The sequence below is a fragment of the Mesorhizobium sp. ES1-4 genome (genome assembly GCF_020164745.1).
Classification (GTDB): Bacteria; Pseudomonadota; Alphaproteobacteria; order Rhizobiales; family Rhizobiaceae; genus Mesorhizobium.
This window is the reverse complement of record NZ_JAIUGV010000022.1, coordinates 13,904-31,240: the sequence shown is the minus strand read 5'-3', so window position 1 is coordinate 31,240 and position 17,337 is coordinate 13,904. Positions and strand designations below refer to the sequence as shown.

The following is a 17,337-nucleotide window of genomic DNA, read 5'->3' as shown; positions in this document are numbered from 1 at the left end:
TCCAAGGTGGCCGCTGCATGTGTCAGCTTTCGGGAAACCCGCAAAGTGGGTTCTGCGTCCAACTTGGGGCGCGAAGCAGCCGCTCGCACGCTACAGCGCCTGTTAATGGCGCGCGGGCGAGCGGCTTCCGCCAAGAACATTCCTATGAACTGAATTCAGGGCGCGCTTCCAACGTCTTCCTGCGTCAGGCCGTTCTCCCGCAGAATACGCGCAGAATTAGCTGACGCATGGCCATGGGTCCGTCAACCTTATCAACTTCTCTATTCGTCAGGCTCAGACTTCGATCTCTGCGGGTCAGCTGAGGGTCGTTTCAGCAGTTCTGCGACATCCACACCCAGCACTTCAGCCAGTCGGTCAACGACGTCGATGCTCGCGTTGTACACGTTGCGTTCCAACGCGCTGATATAGGTGCGATCGATCCCAGCCCGGTGCGCAAGCTCTTCCTGTGACAGGCCTCTAGCCCGCCGCAAGGCTCTTAGGTTTTGCGCGAACGCTTCTCGGATTTCCATGAATCCGACACCAGCGCCTTGCAGAGTATTTCACCACGGAGTATTCTCTACAAATCACATTTCGGAAGGCCGGGCTCCTTCATGGTTTTGGACCCACTGAGTGAAACTTGCCCCGCGAAAGGAGACCATGCTGTGGCAGCGAAAAAGCCGAATGTTCTCGCCGCAAGCCGCAACGACACGGAATTGCAACCGGCAGCCCTACGCGATCCCGCACTTCTGCTGGTGAGCGATTGGAAAATGGCTCGGTACATCTCCCTGCTGCTATGTCGCGTGCAGCAGCGGTTGGAGAGCCAAATCATAGTCAATCCCAGAATTCAGGGATTGACCGCAGATTCTCCAACGCGAGTTCGAGACCGACCGGCGCGCATTCTCGGTGGTCCACAGGAGTACGCGGTTGCGCGGGAGGCAGAGGTCTTTGCGATGACCGAAGCTCTTAAGCTTCAAGATTCTATCCCTGAGGTCGCGGCAACGTCGCTCATTGGCGTCATCGCCAAGTTAGAAATGATCGTCGGCGCCGACCGGGATATTGGTGATCCTACCGACTTCCCGTGGCCGCATATAGCTTCCGTACTGCGTGACTTAAGAGCGATCGCAGGAGGTTTGCCGGTTGGACACCGTAGCCGGGAAAGGACGCGGCGCGATGTTGCCAAGCATTGGGAGTCCGCAGTCAAGCTGGTCGCTGCGCTGGGAGAGTACCGTTGGTGATGTAGCGGTCTTCTGAAACGCCGAAACCGCACGGCGCACGTCATTGCGCGCTATGGCCCTACGACATGAACGTCGTTCTTTCCTTCGCCGTCTAGAGGACTCTGATGGCAGGTCGATCCACCATTGGGAGAGCGACCGCGATGGCAGAGGAAACGAGGACTGGCTTAAAGGCTTTGGTTCCGGCGAACGACAACGGCGATCTCGTCAGCCCCGAAGATCGCCCCGAACTCACGGCCGCGGCCAAGGTGGATCGAGCGGTGCTGGACATCGCCCGGCTGATCGGCCGGCAGTTGGCACGGGAGGCATCCGAGGCGCGGCTGGCGGCCAACGACAATCGGCCGGGCCGCCGCGAGGGAGAGGGCAGGGCGCCGGATGGCAAACCCGTTGAGAAGAAGAGAGAGGATCTGCCGCCATGACCCGTGTTGCACTCTATGCCCGCTACTCTTCCGACAGCCAGCGGGATGCCTCCATCGCGGACCAGTTGAGGCTGTGCCGAGAGCAGGCGGCGCGGGAGGGCTGGAGCGTGGCGGGAACTTATGAGGATGCGGCAATCTCCGGTGCCAGCACAGTGCTGCGGCCGGGCATCCAGCATTTGGTGCGCGATGCCCAGCGCGGCCGCTTCGAGGTGGTGCTGGCCGAGGCGCTCGATCGCATCAGCCGCGACCAGGCAGACGTCGCTACCCTCTTTAAGCATCTCAAATTCGCCGGCGTTACCATTGTCACCTTGGCCGAGGGCGAGATCAGCGAGTTGCATGTCGGCCTCAAGGGCACGATGAATGCTCTCTTCCTCAAGGACCTTGCCCTCAAGACCCATCGCGGCCTGCGGGGAAGGGTGGAGAAGGGTAAGGCCGGGGGCGGGCTGTGCTACGGCTACCGGGTGCTGAAGAAACTGGATGCCGCAGGCGAGCCCATCCGGGGGGACCGCGCGATCGTGCCGGAGGAAGCGACCATCGTGCGTCGAATCTTCCGCGAGTTCGCCGCCGGCAAGAGCCCGAAGGCGATCGCCGTCGACCTCAACAAGGAGGGCATTCCCGGCCCGCTTGGCCGGCACTGGGGCGACACCAGCGTGCGCGGGCATGTGATCCGGGGAACAGGCGTCATCAACAACGAGCTCTACACCGGTCTCCTAGTTTGGAACCGCCTGCACTTCGTCAAGGATCCTGCCACGGGTAAGCGCGTCTCTCGGGCCAATCCGCCAATCAAGTGGATCCGCACCGAGGTGCCGCATCTCAGGATCGTCGACGACGAATTGTGGCAGGCCGTGAAGGAGAGACAGAAGTCCATCGCCAGCCAGTTCGAGGCGGTGACGATCGCCACGCGCAAGGCCCGGGCCAGGAAGCTGCATACCATGAAGCGGCCGGTCTCCCTCCTTTCCGGCTTGCTCACCTGCGGCAGCTGCGGCGGGCGCTACGGCCTGTTCACTCGCGACCGTTATGCCTGCCTCAACCACCAGCGCCGGGGCATCTGCGACAATGGCCGCTCCATCACCCGCGAGAAGATCGAGCAGCGGGTCCTCGCAGGCCTGAAGGAAAGGCTGGTCTCGGCCGATGCCGTGGCGGAGGCGATCAGAGCCTATGCCCAGGAGACCAACCGCCTCAACCAGGAGCGTCGCGCGCAAGGCGAACAGGACCGCAAGGCGCTCGACAAGATCGAGCGCGCCATCGCCGGCATCATGGCTGCGATCGAGGATGGCCTATACCAACCTTCCATGAAAGCGAGAATGGAAGACCTGGAGAGGCAGAAGGCGGAGATCACCGCGCGTCTGGCGGTGACGCCCACTGACGTGCCTGACCTGCATCCCAACATCGCCACTCTTTATAAGAAGCGGGTCGAGCAACTCACGCAAGCGCTTGCCGATAACGATGATGGACGTCCAGCCGCCGAGGCGCTGCGCTCGTTGATCGGAGAGATCGTGCTCATGCCCGGTGACAAGCGCGGCGAGGTCCATGCCGAGCTACGCGGCGAGCTTTTCGGCATCCTCGAACTCGCCAAACCTGACCCAAATGAACAGCCCGACGATGTTATGACAAAAGGGGTTGCGGGTCCCCGCAACCAATAACAAATCGGCCCGCATGGCAAACCGCCAGCGGGCCGTTTTGTTGTTGGACTGGTACGCAATCGCCGCGGCCCCACCGGAGGGCATCACCGCGTCGAGAAGCCGCGCGAAACGGGAGCGCGAGCGGGCTCAGAGCCAAGAGCGATCCGGGCCGGATGCCCTGAAGGCGGACCATCCATTTCCGGCCGAAAAGCGGCCGACACAGGTTCCACAATCGGCCATCGACTGGGGTTCTTGGAAGTTTTTCGAACGTTCTGCCTTTGCACCCCCAGTCGAATCGCGAGCGCTTGTGGGAGAGGTTCGAATATCGGAGCGACCCGTGGCATAGCTTGATCCAGTGCCTGTTCGCCGCACCGGGATTCAATTCAGGGAGACCGCTACATCGCGAATACCGCTATCGAAGACGTGTTCTTTTACCTTGGCGGCCTTTCGGCGCAGGGGTAAGATTCGTAGATGAGCGCTTACAGGGACGCCGCCCCGCATCCAGGCAACCGGATCGCGCGCCGGATCGCGCGGCCGCATCATCGCAGCGCGATCAGATTTCGGCGCCGTTGACCTGGACGTTGCCGGACGTCGGCCGGCTCAGCGCGCCGATTTACCCGCATCGGAGCAACTGACAGTCGCGGCAGACCGGCCGGTCGCCGGCCAGAGGTCAATGCCGCGTATCGCCGGCATCGGAACGAACGACCTCGAAAGTCCTGCAGGTCCGCGGCATACGAAGATCGTCAGTTTTGGCCGCAGATGCGACCGTGCGGTCGCTGCCGGACGACGCGCGCCAGGTTCGGGAGAAACTCGATGGCCGTCAGCAGGCTTCGGCGGCGCTCAATGCCGCGTGGCCCTGGAACTTTCGGCCCCGGTCCGACCGAGGCTGGCTGTCGTCGGTGCGCCAAAACTTGCTTTGCAAAGGGTACCGAACCCAAGCCGTTGCCGCCGGTCGGCGATGCATGTATTTTGCCGCGTAAGATAGAGGAACAGATGTGCGACGCTTATTCCCAAATACCAGTGTTCGGGTGCAGAGCCAATTTATACATCAAGATTGTTGATAGTTTTGCCAAAGCTTATTCCCTGCTTTGCGCTTGCCGCGAGGAACGACATGCCGGGAAATGGTAACGGAAAGCCGATTGGACTTACGGCTCGCGCCTGGCAAGCAGTCTATGCAGCTGCAAGTGGAGTCAATCGGGCTTGCCTTGGACGTTCGCCTTGGGTGACTCGGCGTTGCGTCCTGCTCGTCGCCGTCGTTTCCATTTCGATGGTTGCCCTCGGCTGGTGGCTGGATCAACACATTACCGGAGCAGCTGGTGCGGAGCCCGGTCTGGACGCTGTTCCCGGCAAAACACAGGCGCTTGCGGCAGTCGCTCTCGCATGGGCCGTGATGCTCGGCGCAATCGTTTTCGTCTTCGGGCGCGCCGATCTCGCCGACGGTTATAGGAATACACCCGCCCACAGCCTGGACTACGAAGGGATCGGCCAGCGCATTCATGATGGCCCCGCACAAATGCTCACCTATGTGATACTGCGCCTCGACGAAATCGAAGACATGTTGCCGGACACCGAAGGCAGGACGCAACCCGTGCCCAGACAGATGATTCAGGATGTGAAGTCGGCGAGCGTGGATGCGCTGAACGATCTCAGGCAGATCTCACGGCAGCTGCCGTGACAACTGAGTCTGGGAGGGCACTGACCGGCAGGGCTATTCCGCAACTGGCGCCAAAACTGCGGCGGTTTTGTTCGTTGCTTTGAGGGTAATTCCCAAGACGTGAAAGAGCTCGTCCCGTTTGAAGGGCTTGCTTAGAAAATCATCCATTCCTGCCTGCAAGCAAGCTTCGCGGTCGCTGGGATACGCGCTGGCCGTTAAGGCAATGATACGGGACCGGCGGCGTTCGGCAACCGATGTCGCCTCAATCTCCCGAATCCTGGAAGCGGCACGCATGCCGTCGAGCTTCGGCATCGAGCAGTCCATCAGAATTGCATCAAAACGAGTTTGGCAAGCTGCGGCGACCGCCTCCTCTCCATCGCGGGCCACTTGCACAACGCAGCCAAACTGCTGAAGCGTTTCTTCGAGTAGACCGCGGACACGTTCATTGTCTTCCGCTAAAAGAATGTGCATCCCTGAGCCTACCACAGTCGTCAGGTTCCGCTTCGACTCCGGCAGATTTTGTGCTTCGCATGCCGCGGCGGCTTCGGCCACCGGGTCGGCGGCGATGGTGAACCGGAAGTGAGCGCCATGCGGATGAGCCTCATTGACGTCGATTGTGCCGCCGAGCCGCTCGACCAATTGGCGGCTGATCGCCAGCCCAAGTCCGGACCCGTCCGAATTGGCACCGCGATAGAATTCCTGAAAGATATGCTCACGATCATCTTCCGCGACACCCGAGCCCGTGTCGATGACGTCGAAGGCGAGAACACCGGATACGTCGCTGCTGACCCGCACCGTCACTCCGCCCGCATCGGTATGCTTGAGACCATTCGCGATCAGGTTCACCAGGATTTGGCGAATGCGTGCCGGATCCGAGCGGTGGCGGGCAGGCGTGTTCGGGGCGCTTTCGACCACTATCGTCAATCCCTTCCGGTCGGCAACGGCCCGCATCATGTCGCATGTTTCCGATAGTAATGCCAAAGGCGCGAATTCAACCGAATTGACGGTCAGCGCACCGTGTTCGATAGCCGAAAGATCGAGCACCTGGTTGACGATGTCGAGCAATGTCTGGCTGGCGTGATCGATGATCTCCAGTTTGGCCCGCGCGCTTCGGTCGGGCCTGCTGGTTCTCAGCAACTCCGTCGCACTGACGATCGCATGCATAGGGGTCCTGATTTCGTGGCTGACCCGGGCAAGAAACTGGGTTTTGGCCGAACTGGCCTCTTCGGCAATTTTTTTGGCATTGGCCAGTTCGGCTGTGCGCTCCTGAATGCGCAATGCCAGATCTCGATTGTGCCTTTCCACCGTTGAGCTCCTATGCGCGAGCCACCGGAGCAAGGCAGTCAAGGCTACGCTCCCCAAAATCAGGATGATGACCTCGGTTTTAAAACGCTCATTGATCGACTGAACGGCGGGTGATTTCAGGAAGACGGCCGTCGGCACCGCAGACCAAAGGCTCCATCCTCCCGCAACGTCTGGAAAATCGAGCGGCACGGAGTCAGCATAGGCGACGTGCTCGAGACTGACTTCACCTCGCGGCGAGACCTGCTTCCAAAGTTGACCTTGACGGGCACCCCTATAGAAGCCGAGCCTGTCATTGCCTAGCGCATAGCCATCGTTCGGCAGAATTTCTGTAAGGACGTTGGACAGCACGACCGCCGTGACAATGCCTCGCAGTTTTCCGTCAAACCCGAAGAATGGAACCGAATAGACAATGCCCTTACGGTCGTTATCATCGGGCGCGGTTGGCGAGTAGTGCGTGTTGTCACAGGTAATGACCTCTCCACTGGCAATTGCAGGGTAGTTGAGGTTTGAAATTATATTTTCGTTGTCATATCTAGACGCCAAGTAATCGAGCTGCTGCCTCATGGCGCGATATTCAAATATCTCAACCTCTTCTATCTTACTTTTCTTCGTGAAGGTTGCGCTGCCCGGATTTTGATCGGCGTTTCTCCCAACTATAAATTCGTCGAACGTCATCAGCGGCGCCTCTGGCGTCACCGGGTCAACGTCGACGCGATCCGGGTCGAAATTGGCCGGCACTATGTAAAGTTCCGACACTGAAAGGTTTTCCGCCAGATTGTTGTAAATCTCCTGGGCGCTGACTCTCGCGTCCTCTTGCAAGGAATGAGATTCCGAACTCAGCGCTCGCACCGTCGGCAGACGGGCGATCGTCCGAATACCTTGATACATCTGGCGAAAGCTGCCCTCAATGTTAACGGCGACAGCTCGGCTCTTGGCTTGGTTCTCCGCCTGGAATGCGTGCATGGCGGCCTTTACGTCCATTTCCCTAGCGGCGCTGAACTGAAGCCAAAGCAAATATCCGATGGCGACCAGCACTAAGTAGCCACCCAACTCGATCCAAGAGAGACGCGCGTGGCGCATTGATCTGGGTCTCCCGCAGCAGGCCTTCACTCGTTTGGCATCATACCGCAAGACCTGGCAACGCCTCCCGTCGGTATCCGCTCGGTATCCCAGTCGGCCTCGAGACGGCACCGCATAGAAGGCAGTCCCTAACGCGTCAATTTTCCAGAGACGGACTTACGCCGCGCAGCTTTTGCGCCGCAATTACCGCCGAAACGCGGTTTGTGACTCCGTACTTCTGTAGAATGCCAGACATGTAATACTTGACGGTCTTCTCACTTATATCCAGTTTCTCGCCAATCTCTCGATTGGTAAGACCCTCTTCGACGGCTTTCATGATTTGAGCTTCCCGGTGGGTAAGCTGATCGATAGAAGACGTCTGCCGGACGTTCAGCTGTGCTGCCTGCAGCAGTTTTGTCGCAAATTCAGGCGAAACGAATGACTCGTCGTTGACCACGGTCCACATCGCTTTTTTAAGATCACCTGCGCTCACCCCCTTGAGCACATAACCTTTGGCGCCGGCGTTCAAGGCGGATATCGCGGTGGCTGCCAAATCGCAGACTGTCAGGATCACGCATCGGACGGAGGGTGTTCGGGCGACAATATGCTTTAATGCTTCCAGTCCGCCTCCCGGGATCCCGAGATCGAGAAGCATGATCTGCGGTCGCCACCGTTCGGCGATTTCCAAGGCCTCACGCGCGGTGCCGCCTTCGGCAACGAGATTGAAACCCGCCTCGCCTGAAATGACAGCGCTTAGACCCCGTCGAACGATCGGATGATCGTCGACAATGGCAATTGAAACCCTATCTAGATTGCCCACGCTCCTACCCCAACGCACAGCCCAAGCGTCCGACGTCCGTAGAGCCCTAATCCTGCATAGAAACGCCAAAACCCGCCAAACGCCCAACTGAATATAACGCCTGGCTTAAATTGGAGTCAACGTATGTCAAAGTATGTCAAATTTTAACGAGGGATGCTGAGCCGGCCAAGAAATTTAGACCTAAAAACAATGGATATCTACAGAAGTAGAGTAAATATTTAAAATCAGATGTCAAGTACCTCCAAGCATAATTCATGGCGATTTGGTGCCATATTGCCCCGGGGATCTCGGAATTGACATGTGGAAATTGCGAGCGTGATTAAGCCAGCGATCCAACGGGAACGCAGATATAGGCTGCGTGCCGTTTATCCCAAACTCGAGGTCATTTGGAACGGCGTGCACTAGTTCCCGACCTTAGTCAGGATTGCGTCCCGACCTAGGTCTGAATGAAACTGGACTATCCGTCAAAAAAGACCGGTCCTTGCGTCGAGAACTTCACTCGACGTCCGACAATTCCCAATCCGGGTCGACGTGCCATGCTTAACGGAAGGTTAACGTGGGCAATATGCAAGTCGGGCGCATACCGTTCAAATCTGCATTAGTCACCGCAGCCGCCGGCGCCGCGTGGCGTCCCATGAATTTCCTGTGCCGTTGTCACGGCAAACGAATGGAGAAAAGCAATGCCTTCCATCAAGCCGTTCGACATCACGCTCAGTGATATCAACTTCCTGCTCGACCAGATGCGCGATGCCATTATCATCACCCACTACGATGCGACCGGCGAAGCGATCTACGGCTTCATGGATTCCGACGGTGCGACGCACGACCTCGGAACCTTCGGGAACTTCACCCAGAACGGCGACCCGGTGGACCCGCTCGGTATCATCGACCCGGTCACGGGACTTTCGATCTACGACGGCGCGCGCGAAGCAAGCGGCTTTCGCATTCCGATCGGGTTTTTCAACAACCTTGTCGACTTCTCCCGCTGGACCTGGGGCGCCACCGACAATCCGTTCCCGCGGCTCACCGTCGCCGACTACAACAACTACGTCGCCCAGGTGTCGCTCAACCCTGCGCTGACGAATTCCGAGAACACCGGTTGGCTCCAAACGCACACGTTGACCGATACCACGGTCCTGGCAGAGAGCGGCCTCGGCGGCGACACCACCTACGGCGATCTCAACAAGACCATCGTCGACTACACCCCGCGCATGATCACGCAGATGATCAGTTCGTCCTACGGCGCGCCGGGCGCCGCGACGGCGGCCGGGACCGGCACATACGCGCTGACGGACGCGGCGGGAGGCGTGATCAATCCTGGCCTGCTCATTGTCAGCACGGGCAGCGGCCTGGTGGCCTTCCAGTTCTATAACGGGCAGTTTCAGGCCGATCCCACACAGAGCAATCTAGTCGGCGTCGACATCCGTGCAGGCCGGACCATGGCCCAGGTCGTGTCGGCCATGCAGGCCGGTCTGCAGGCTTCGACGGGCGACACCGACGCCACTGTCGGTCTGGACGCCAATGGTCACCTCGCGATTTCGCTGGGCAATCCGCAGGCTGGCTCCATCGCCATCTTCGACTACGCCAATCTAGGACTTGGCGGCATTTTCGATCCGGTTATCGACGAAAACGCCAGCGCCATGATTCGCATGGGCGTCTACACCGACGTGGTCACCTCGGAGAACGTTATCGGGGTCAATGGGCTCGAGACCATCACCGAATATATGGTCCGCAACCTCAACACGCTGCCGGGCGACCCCTCGACCAGCGGCATCTTCACGCTCTTCGGGCAGTTCTTCGACCACGGCCTCGACTTCATCAACAAGGGCGGCCAGGGCTCCAAGATCATCATTCCGCTGTCGCCCGACGATCCGCTCTATCGTGCGCCCGGTACCAATGGACCGGCGGATCCCGGTAACTCGACGATCACCATCTCCCGGGCGACGCCCGACGGCTACACGGTCGATGACTACCACGGCCGGCCGCTTTCCATCGCCGGCGCCGACAACATGTGGAATACGGCCGACGACCTGTCCGCCCCCGGTGCGGACGGGGTCTATGGGACCGCCGACGACGTCCACGCACCGGTTGCCGCGCCGACCGGCCCGACCACCTACACCAATCACACCTCGCCCTTCATCGACCAGAGCCAGAGCTATGGTTCCGACACCCAGACGACCTACATCCTGCGCGAATGGGTGGAGGATCCTAACAACCCCGGCACCTACATTCCGGGCATGGAGCTGTTCGATGGGCACGTTACCCAGGACTACCACAGCACCACGTTCAATGATCTTAGCGCCGACGGCCTCAACGCCACGGGCGACCTGACCGCGGGCACCACCACGCGCACCCTGCCCACGCTCAACGAACTGCGCGAGCACCTGCGCGACACCATGCGCGACGATCTCACCTGGGACGACATCAACAACCTGCGGGCCCGCGACGACCAGGGCCATGTGATCGATGCAAACGGAGCGGCGGCCGCTGGCGGCTTCACCTACACTGGTGAAGCCCTGCTGCTCGACATCAACCCACGCTTCGACGAAGGGCGGCTCCACCCCAATGACGGCAACGCCACCACGGATTTTGATAGCAACGAAGGCGCTCGCGTCGACGCCGCGATCGCGCTGATGAACCGCCACATGGCCGATGTCGGCCGCGGCGGCGACGTGCTGTCGTTCGGGATCAACCCCGCGACAAACCAGAGCGAGCTGAAGCTGCACCTCGGGTCCGACCTGAACATGGGACCGGGCGGTACGCTTCCCGCCGGCATGGACCTTTACGGCGCCTATGCGCTGGCCCCGTGGGTGAACTTCGCCAACTTCTCGATCGCCGAGAACGCCTCCGACATCATCTTCGACGAATCTCTCGATCATCCCGAGGCGATGTCGTTCTACAACGCCGTCGGCGAAATCATGATGGCTTCGATCGGCGACCACTACGTCGCCGGCGACGGGCGGGCGAACGAGAACTTCGGGCTCACCGCCATTCACCACGTGTTCCACGCCAACCACAACGTGCAGCTGGTCAATCTCGAGAAGATGGTGCTGGCGGCGCCCGACGTGGACGCCCGGCACGGCTATCAGACCGCCGTCAGCGACGGAGCCGACGGCTATTTCCACGATAAGGACGGCAACTACACGCTCACCGACCAGAGCAGCGTGCAGACGGCTTCGATCGACCAGATTTCCTGGAACCAGGACAAGATGTTCGAGGGCGCCAAGCTGATCAACGAAATGGAGTATCAGCACGTCGCGATCGACCAGTATGCGCGCCTGGTGACTCCGGACCTGCCGGAATTCGTAACCTACGACAACGACATCCAGTCCGACATCTCGCTCGAATATTCGCAGGCCGCATTCCGCTTCGGGCACTCGCAGCTGCGCGAGACGATCGACACCATCGACCCCAATGGCCTCGTCACCAAGTGGGCCCTCGAGGCCGCGTTCCTCAACCCCACGGCATATGCCAACACTGGGGCCGAGAACATTCTTCGGGGCATGTCGCAGCAGTTGACCAACGAGGTCGACGAATTCGTCACCCCGGCGATGCAGCAGACCCTGCTCGGGCAGCCGCTCGACCTCGCGGCCATCAACATCGCCCGCGGCCGCGACGTCGGCATGCCGACCCTCAACCAGGTTCGCGCGCAGCTCCACCAGGCACTGGTGGACGAACGTCTGGCCGACCCGACGACGCCGCACCACACCAACCTGATCGTCGACGCGCTGAACCCCTACACCAGCTGGGCCGAATTCAACTCGCAGATGCAGCATCCGGAATCGATCGTCGACTTCGTCGCCGCCTATGCCTTCGACGGCGATCTCGACAAGGCGCAGGAGCTGGTGGATCTGGAGTCGGGTGCCATCGCGTCGAGCAGCGGCGCCATGGGCTGGACGGTGCAGGATGCCGTCGGGTTTTTCAACAATAGTTACTCCGGAGGCGACGCCAGCCTGCTGGCAGGCCAGCATACCTTCGACAACATCGACTTCTGGATCGGCGGCCTCGCCGAACTTCATGTCTTCACCGGTCAGCTCGGCACCACCTTCAACGCCATCTTCGAAGACCAGATGGAACGGCTGATGGATGGTGACCGGTTCTACTACCTCTACCGGCTGGGATTGGCACTGCCGATCGATCCGGACCTCGGACATGCCATCACGACGGAGCAGTTCAAGGACATCATCGAGCGGACGACGGGTGCGCTGCATCTCAACGGTGACGTGATGGGCTGGTCCGATCACACGTTCGAGCTTTACAAGAACGCCTCGCCCATCGTCGCGATCGCCGGCGAGAGCATCCATGACGAAACCGGCGCCACGGTCGCAGCGGTTGGAGGAGAGATCAAGTACCAGCTCGATCCATCGACCAACACGTGGGTGGCCATCACCAACTTCGCCGCCGAGGAAGCCTATAAGCAGATCGTCGACCGACATGCGACGGACGTGAACGGCATCGATGCGTTCAGCTCCACGGTCAATCATGGCGTTGGCATCTACTCCGGCTCGGGCAGCGGCATCGCCGGCGACGGAACGATGCTGACGAAGTCCAACACCGACCTAGGGATCACGCGCCAGTATATCGCCGACTTCAGGCCCGACATCGGCGAGAACCCCGACGGCACGCCCTCTTCGGGCTACAATTCGCACGAAACGTTCGCCGGCACCGACTACGACGACTGGCTCGATGCGGGCAACGGCGACGACACCATTTACGGCGATAAGGGCGACGACGTGCTCGACGGCAAGGCCGGTGCCGACCACATCTACGGCGGCGATGGCCAGGACGTCATTTACGGCGGCGACATCGAGGACTTCCTCGATGGGGGCGCCGGCGACGACATCATCTATGCCGGCACCAGTGCCGGCGCGCTGGACGTTGCAATTGGCGGGCACGGCAATGACCGGATCTACGGCGAGGCTGGCATCGACGAACTCTATGGCGGCGAGGGCGACGACTACATCGACGCCGGCGGCGACACCGATCTCGCCTTCGGCGACGCCGGCAACGACATCATGTTCGGCGGTGACGGCCCGGACGAACTGCGTGGCGGCGAGGGCGACGACATGCTCTCGGGCGGTTCTGGCTCCGACCAGCTCAAGGGCGAACACGGCGACGACATCTTCTTCGGCGGCATCGGCCAGGCGGCCCAGACCGGCGACAGCGACGAGAACCTCGGTGACACCGGCTTCGACATAGCCGCGTTCAGCGACACGTCCATCAAGCTCGATACGGCCGCAGATCTGCGCAATCTCAACCTGACCGGCGCGCCTGGCGGTACGGCCTTCGAGCCCTTCAACCAGCTCTGGACCGACCTCGAAGGCGTGATCGGCTCGAAATTCGACGATACGATCATCGGCGCCGACAATACCGGCACGGTTGATGCCGAAGGCGTTAATTCAGGCGACAACTGGCTGATAGGCGGTGGCGGCAACGACACTTTCAATAAGCGGACGCCGGACTCGAACGGGAGCGTTGGCGGCAGCGGTTTTGACGTCATCATCGGCGACAAAATCCGCCTCGATACTCTGATTGGCGCCTATGCCGGCTACGATCACAGCCAAAAGGACGCGAACGGCAACATCATCCACAGCTACAGCGGAACGCTTGGAGACGGCCTGCTCGACAATGCGGCGCTGGGCACCGAAATGTTCGCCAAGCACTTTACGGAGATGCTCAAGACCGAAGACCGCAAGGACCTGGTGCTCGGCGGCGATTCAGGGAGCGCCGGAACCAGCGACGTCGCCATTTTCACCGGCAACAAGGCGGATTACTCGATCGATATCATTAGCCATGATTTCGGGAATGCCGATGGCCTGGTGACCGCCTATAAGATCACGGACAACCGCGATCCGAACGCGACCGACGCCAACGGCGTTGTCATTCCGACCGATGGCACCGACCTTGTGGTCGGAGTCGAGGTGCTGCGGTTTGTCGACGGGGACATTCACCTGCCGCTGGTCGCGCCGACGCTGGACCTGACCGGTGATCACACCGTAACAACGACAACCAACGGGCAATACCGGGACAACTTCACCAACGCCGCGTTCGACAATAGTGACGGTACTACTGCTTGGTCCTCGACGCCATGGCAGGAAACAGGGGATAACGGCAGCCCCACCGGCGGGCAAATTACCATCGACAACGGGAACAACAATGTTCTCCGCTTCGGCGACAATGGCGATGGAGCAGCAATCCAAAGAACTGTTGGCCTCGCTGGCGTGACCAGCGCGACCGTCAGTTACTCTTATAACGAAAACAGCTTCGACACTGGCGAGACCGTTAGCGTCCAATTCAGCGACGACGGGAGTTTTGGCGCTGGCCACCTCCAGACGATCCAGACGATCCAGACGATCAATGGCAGCTCAAGTTCCGGGAATACCAGCAACGTAGCGCTGAACGGCGTCCTGTCCGCGAATTCTGCGATCCGCTTCGTCGTCGCCGGCACGAACAACAACAGCTCCAGCGACGCGGTGACCATCGACAATCTCAGGATTGACACGGCGACCACGGCGAGCACGAACATCGCCGGCGCGCCCGGGAACGACTACGCGACGAGCTATACAGAGGGCATATCGCGTGTGGGAATCTCTTCATTCTCCTCGATCACCGATGACGGAACAACCTTGGCTTCCGCGAAGGTCGTCGTTACTAACGCGGTTGCCGGCGACCTGCTCAGGATAGGAAACTCCAACGCCAGCAGCGGAAATCTTGGGGGTGGCGTCAGCTATTCGGTTACTTCGAACGGTGGGCAGGTCATCCTCGCGATCAGCGGGTCGGCTAGCCTTGGGCAGTATCAGAACTGGATCGACCAGGTACGCTTCTACAGCACCTCCAACAACCCGACCAACGCAGATCGGCTAATCCACGTCACGGTCAATGACGGGATGATCAACAGCAACGTCGCGACCACGACGATCCACGTGACCCCGGTCAACGATCCGCCCAGCGCGGGGACCGACTATGTCGTCACGAATCAGAGCACGTCCGGCTCTCCGGCGAGCTTCAACGCGGCCTGGTTGCTGGCCAATGATACGGACACGGATGGGCCCAACGCGCTCTCGGTCACGGGCCTGAGCGGCCAGAGCGGCTTGAGTGCAACGCTGAACAGCGGCGTGGTGAGCACCTACAACATCACCGGCAACAACGACCGCTTCAACTACACCGTCACCGACGGGCAATCCAGCAGTTCGGGGCAGGTCAACGTCAGCTTCGCCACTGGAACCACCATCAGCGGCAACGACGGCTTCCTCGGCCTCGTGCCACGCAACGAGATACTGGTCGGCGGGAGCGGCAACGAGACGCTGGACGGTAACCGCGGCGACGACATCATTCTCGCCGGCGGCGGTGACGACACCGTCGTCTGGAACGCCACAACCTTCTTCGGTATCGATGTTCTCGACGGCCACGACATCGTCGACGGCGGCGCCAACGGCCCCACTGGCGATCGCTTCGTCGTTACCGGCAACAACACCGCCGAAACCTTCGCGATCTACTCTAATACCGACCACTGGGACGGAAACATCTCGAGCGTAAGCAGCGCGGTCCATGCCGGGTTCACCGGGCTGAACGTGAACACCGAGATCGTCGTCACCCGCAACGGCACGATCATTGCCGAACTCGACAACGTCGAGGAGATCACGATCAACACGCTCGACACCACCGCCAACAACGGCAACGGCGGCCCGGATGGAGGCACGAGCGGAGGCGATACGATACAGGTGGTCGGCAACTTTACAGGCACAAGCCTGAACTACTCCACCATCACAGTGAACGGCAGCGATGGCGACGACACGGTCGATATCTCCGGCCTGACATCCGATCATCGTATCGTCTTCCATGGCGCCGGCGGGACGAACCACGTCATTGGCGACCTGCGCCCCCAGGACGTTGTCGACAATGTTGCGCCTGGAAACGGAAATGCGCCTGGCAATGGGGGCGGCACCTCACAGGGTGACGACGACGATGACGACAACGAGCATCAGAACCGTGCGCCGGTCGTGAACGGACCCATCGTGCTGCCTTCGCTAGCCGTCAACACGCCGATGCTGATCGCTGCGGCGATGCTCCTGGCCGGAGCCTCGGATGCCGATGGCGACTCCCTGACCGTGACCAACCTCACGCCGTCTTCGGGATCGGTCACTCAGGGCCCGGATGGCTGGACCTTCACGCCCGATACCGACGACAGCAGCCAGGTGAGCTTCACCTACGACATCAGCGATGGCCACGCTTCCGTTCACCAAACTGCATCTCTCGATCTGGTGGCAGTTGCAGCAGAGGGCGAGGGGACCGATGCGCCGGTGTCGGGTGGCGATGCTCATCTCGGCACCGACGGTGACGACGTCATGATCGGCGGACCCGATGCGGACGTGCTGAGCGGTGGACAGGGCGATGACGTCATTTTGGGCAATGACGGCGCAGACACGCTGCTTGGCGGTGCCGGAGACGACCTGATCAAGGCTGGCGCCGGCGACGACGTCGTCTTCGGCGGGGCCGGCAACGACATTATCTTCGGCGGCGACGGCCACGACATGTTGTTTGGCGACGCGGGCGACGATCGCATCTTCGGCGACGCCGGGAACGATACCATCGAAGGCGGAGCCGGGAATGACACAGTCTATGGGGGCAGTGGCGACGATCGCATCATCGCCAATGTCGGCGACGGAGACGACGTCTACTGGGGCGAGGATGGCCAGGACACGCTCGACTACGCAGCCATCAGTGCCAGCTTGACGATCGATCTGGGCAACGGGCTGCTGCATCACGGCAGTGTCTCCAGCGCGCAAACCGGCCATGATACGATGTTCGGCTTTGAGAACATGATTGCCGGTTCCGGCGATGACACGATCATTGCCAATGACGCCGCCAACATCATGGATGGCGGGCTTGGCAGCGACACCTTCGTGTTCGGGTCGGCAGCTGACGCCAATGGCGATACGATCGTGGGCCTCCAGCCGGGTGACAAGATCGATCTGTCAATGATCGACGCCGACACGAGTGCGGCGGGCCACCAGTCCTTCGTCCTCTTTGCGGGGGCTGGTTTCACCTCGGCGGGCCAGGTCATGGTCAGTTACCAGATGGCCGCGGACGGTGAACACACGCTGGTCAGCGGTGAGATCAACGGAGACGGGGCGGCCGACTTCGGCATCGACGTTGCCGGTCACCACGACCTCGACGAAACCTCGTTCAAGTTCGCCTGAACATTCTGGCCGCCGGGGGAAATCCCTGGCGGCCGTTCAAGTCTGCA

The 17,337-nt window shown here is 60.6% G+C and carries 8 protein-coding genes; 5 read left to right on the top strand and 3 right to left on the bottom strand.

The annotated features are described in order from the left end of the window. Positions 1-260: 260 nt before the first annotated feature. Entirely contained in the window at positions 261-509 is a 249-nt protein-coding gene (locus tag LB556_RS28515) for a helix-turn-helix domain-containing protein (RefSeq protein ID WP_140659794.1), read from the bottom strand. Between the two features lie 132 nt (positions 510-641). Here LB556_RS28515 and LB556_RS28510 point away from each other — a divergent pair, with 132 nt between their 5' ends. The 4 genes from LB556_RS28510 to LB556_RS28495 all read left to right on the top strand — a co-directional run bounded on the left by LB556_RS28510 (position 642) and on the right by LB556_RS28495 (position 4,927). Then, positions 642-1,214: a hypothetical protein gene (locus LB556_RS28510; RefSeq protein ID WP_224570908.1), complete on the top strand. Its 573-nt coding sequence runs from the start codon at positions 642-644 to the stop codon at positions 1,212-1,214. A 140-nt stretch (positions 1,215-1,354) separates the two neighbouring features. Continuing rightward, on the top strand, positions 1,355-1,630 hold the full coding sequence (locus LB556_RS28505) for a hypothetical protein (protein WP_224570907.1): 276 nt from the start codon (positions 1,355-1,357) through the stop codon (positions 1,628-1,630). Continuing rightward, positions 1,627-3,273, top strand: a complete 1,647-nt coding sequence (locus LB556_RS28500; RefSeq protein ID WP_224570906.1) for a recombinase family protein — start codon at positions 1,627-1,629, stop codon at positions 3,271-3,273. Before LB556_RS28505 ends, LB556_RS28500 begins: the two co-directional genes overlap by 4 nt. A 1,246-nt stretch (positions 3,274-4,519) precedes the next feature. Beyond that, positions 4,520-4,927: a histidine kinase gene (locus tag LB556_RS28495; protein WP_224570905.1), complete on the top strand. Its 408-nt coding sequence runs from the start codon at positions 4,520-4,522 to the stop codon at positions 4,925-4,927. A 33-nt stretch (positions 4,928-4,960) separates the two neighbouring features. Here the strand turns inward: LB556_RS28495 and LB556_RS28490 are convergent, their stop codons facing one another. Then, entirely contained in the window at positions 4,961-7,291 is a 2,331-nt protein-coding gene (locus LB556_RS28490; RefSeq protein WP_224570904.1) for a response regulator, read from the bottom strand. Positions 7,292-7,427: 136 nt separating this feature from the next. After that, positions 7,428-8,090, bottom strand: coding sequence for a response regulator (locus LB556_RS28485; protein ID WP_224570903.1), 663 nt, complete (start codon positions 8,088-8,090; stop codon positions 7,428-7,430). A gap of 680 nt (positions 8,091-8,770) precedes the next feature. Here LB556_RS28485 and LB556_RS28480 point away from each other — a divergent pair. Further along, positions 8,771-17,290: a peroxidase family protein gene (locus LB556_RS28480; protein WP_224570902.1), complete on the top strand. Its 8,520-nt coding sequence runs from the start codon at positions 8,771-8,773 to the stop codon at positions 17,288-17,290. The last annotated feature ends 47 nt before the right edge of the window (positions 17,291-17,337 follow it).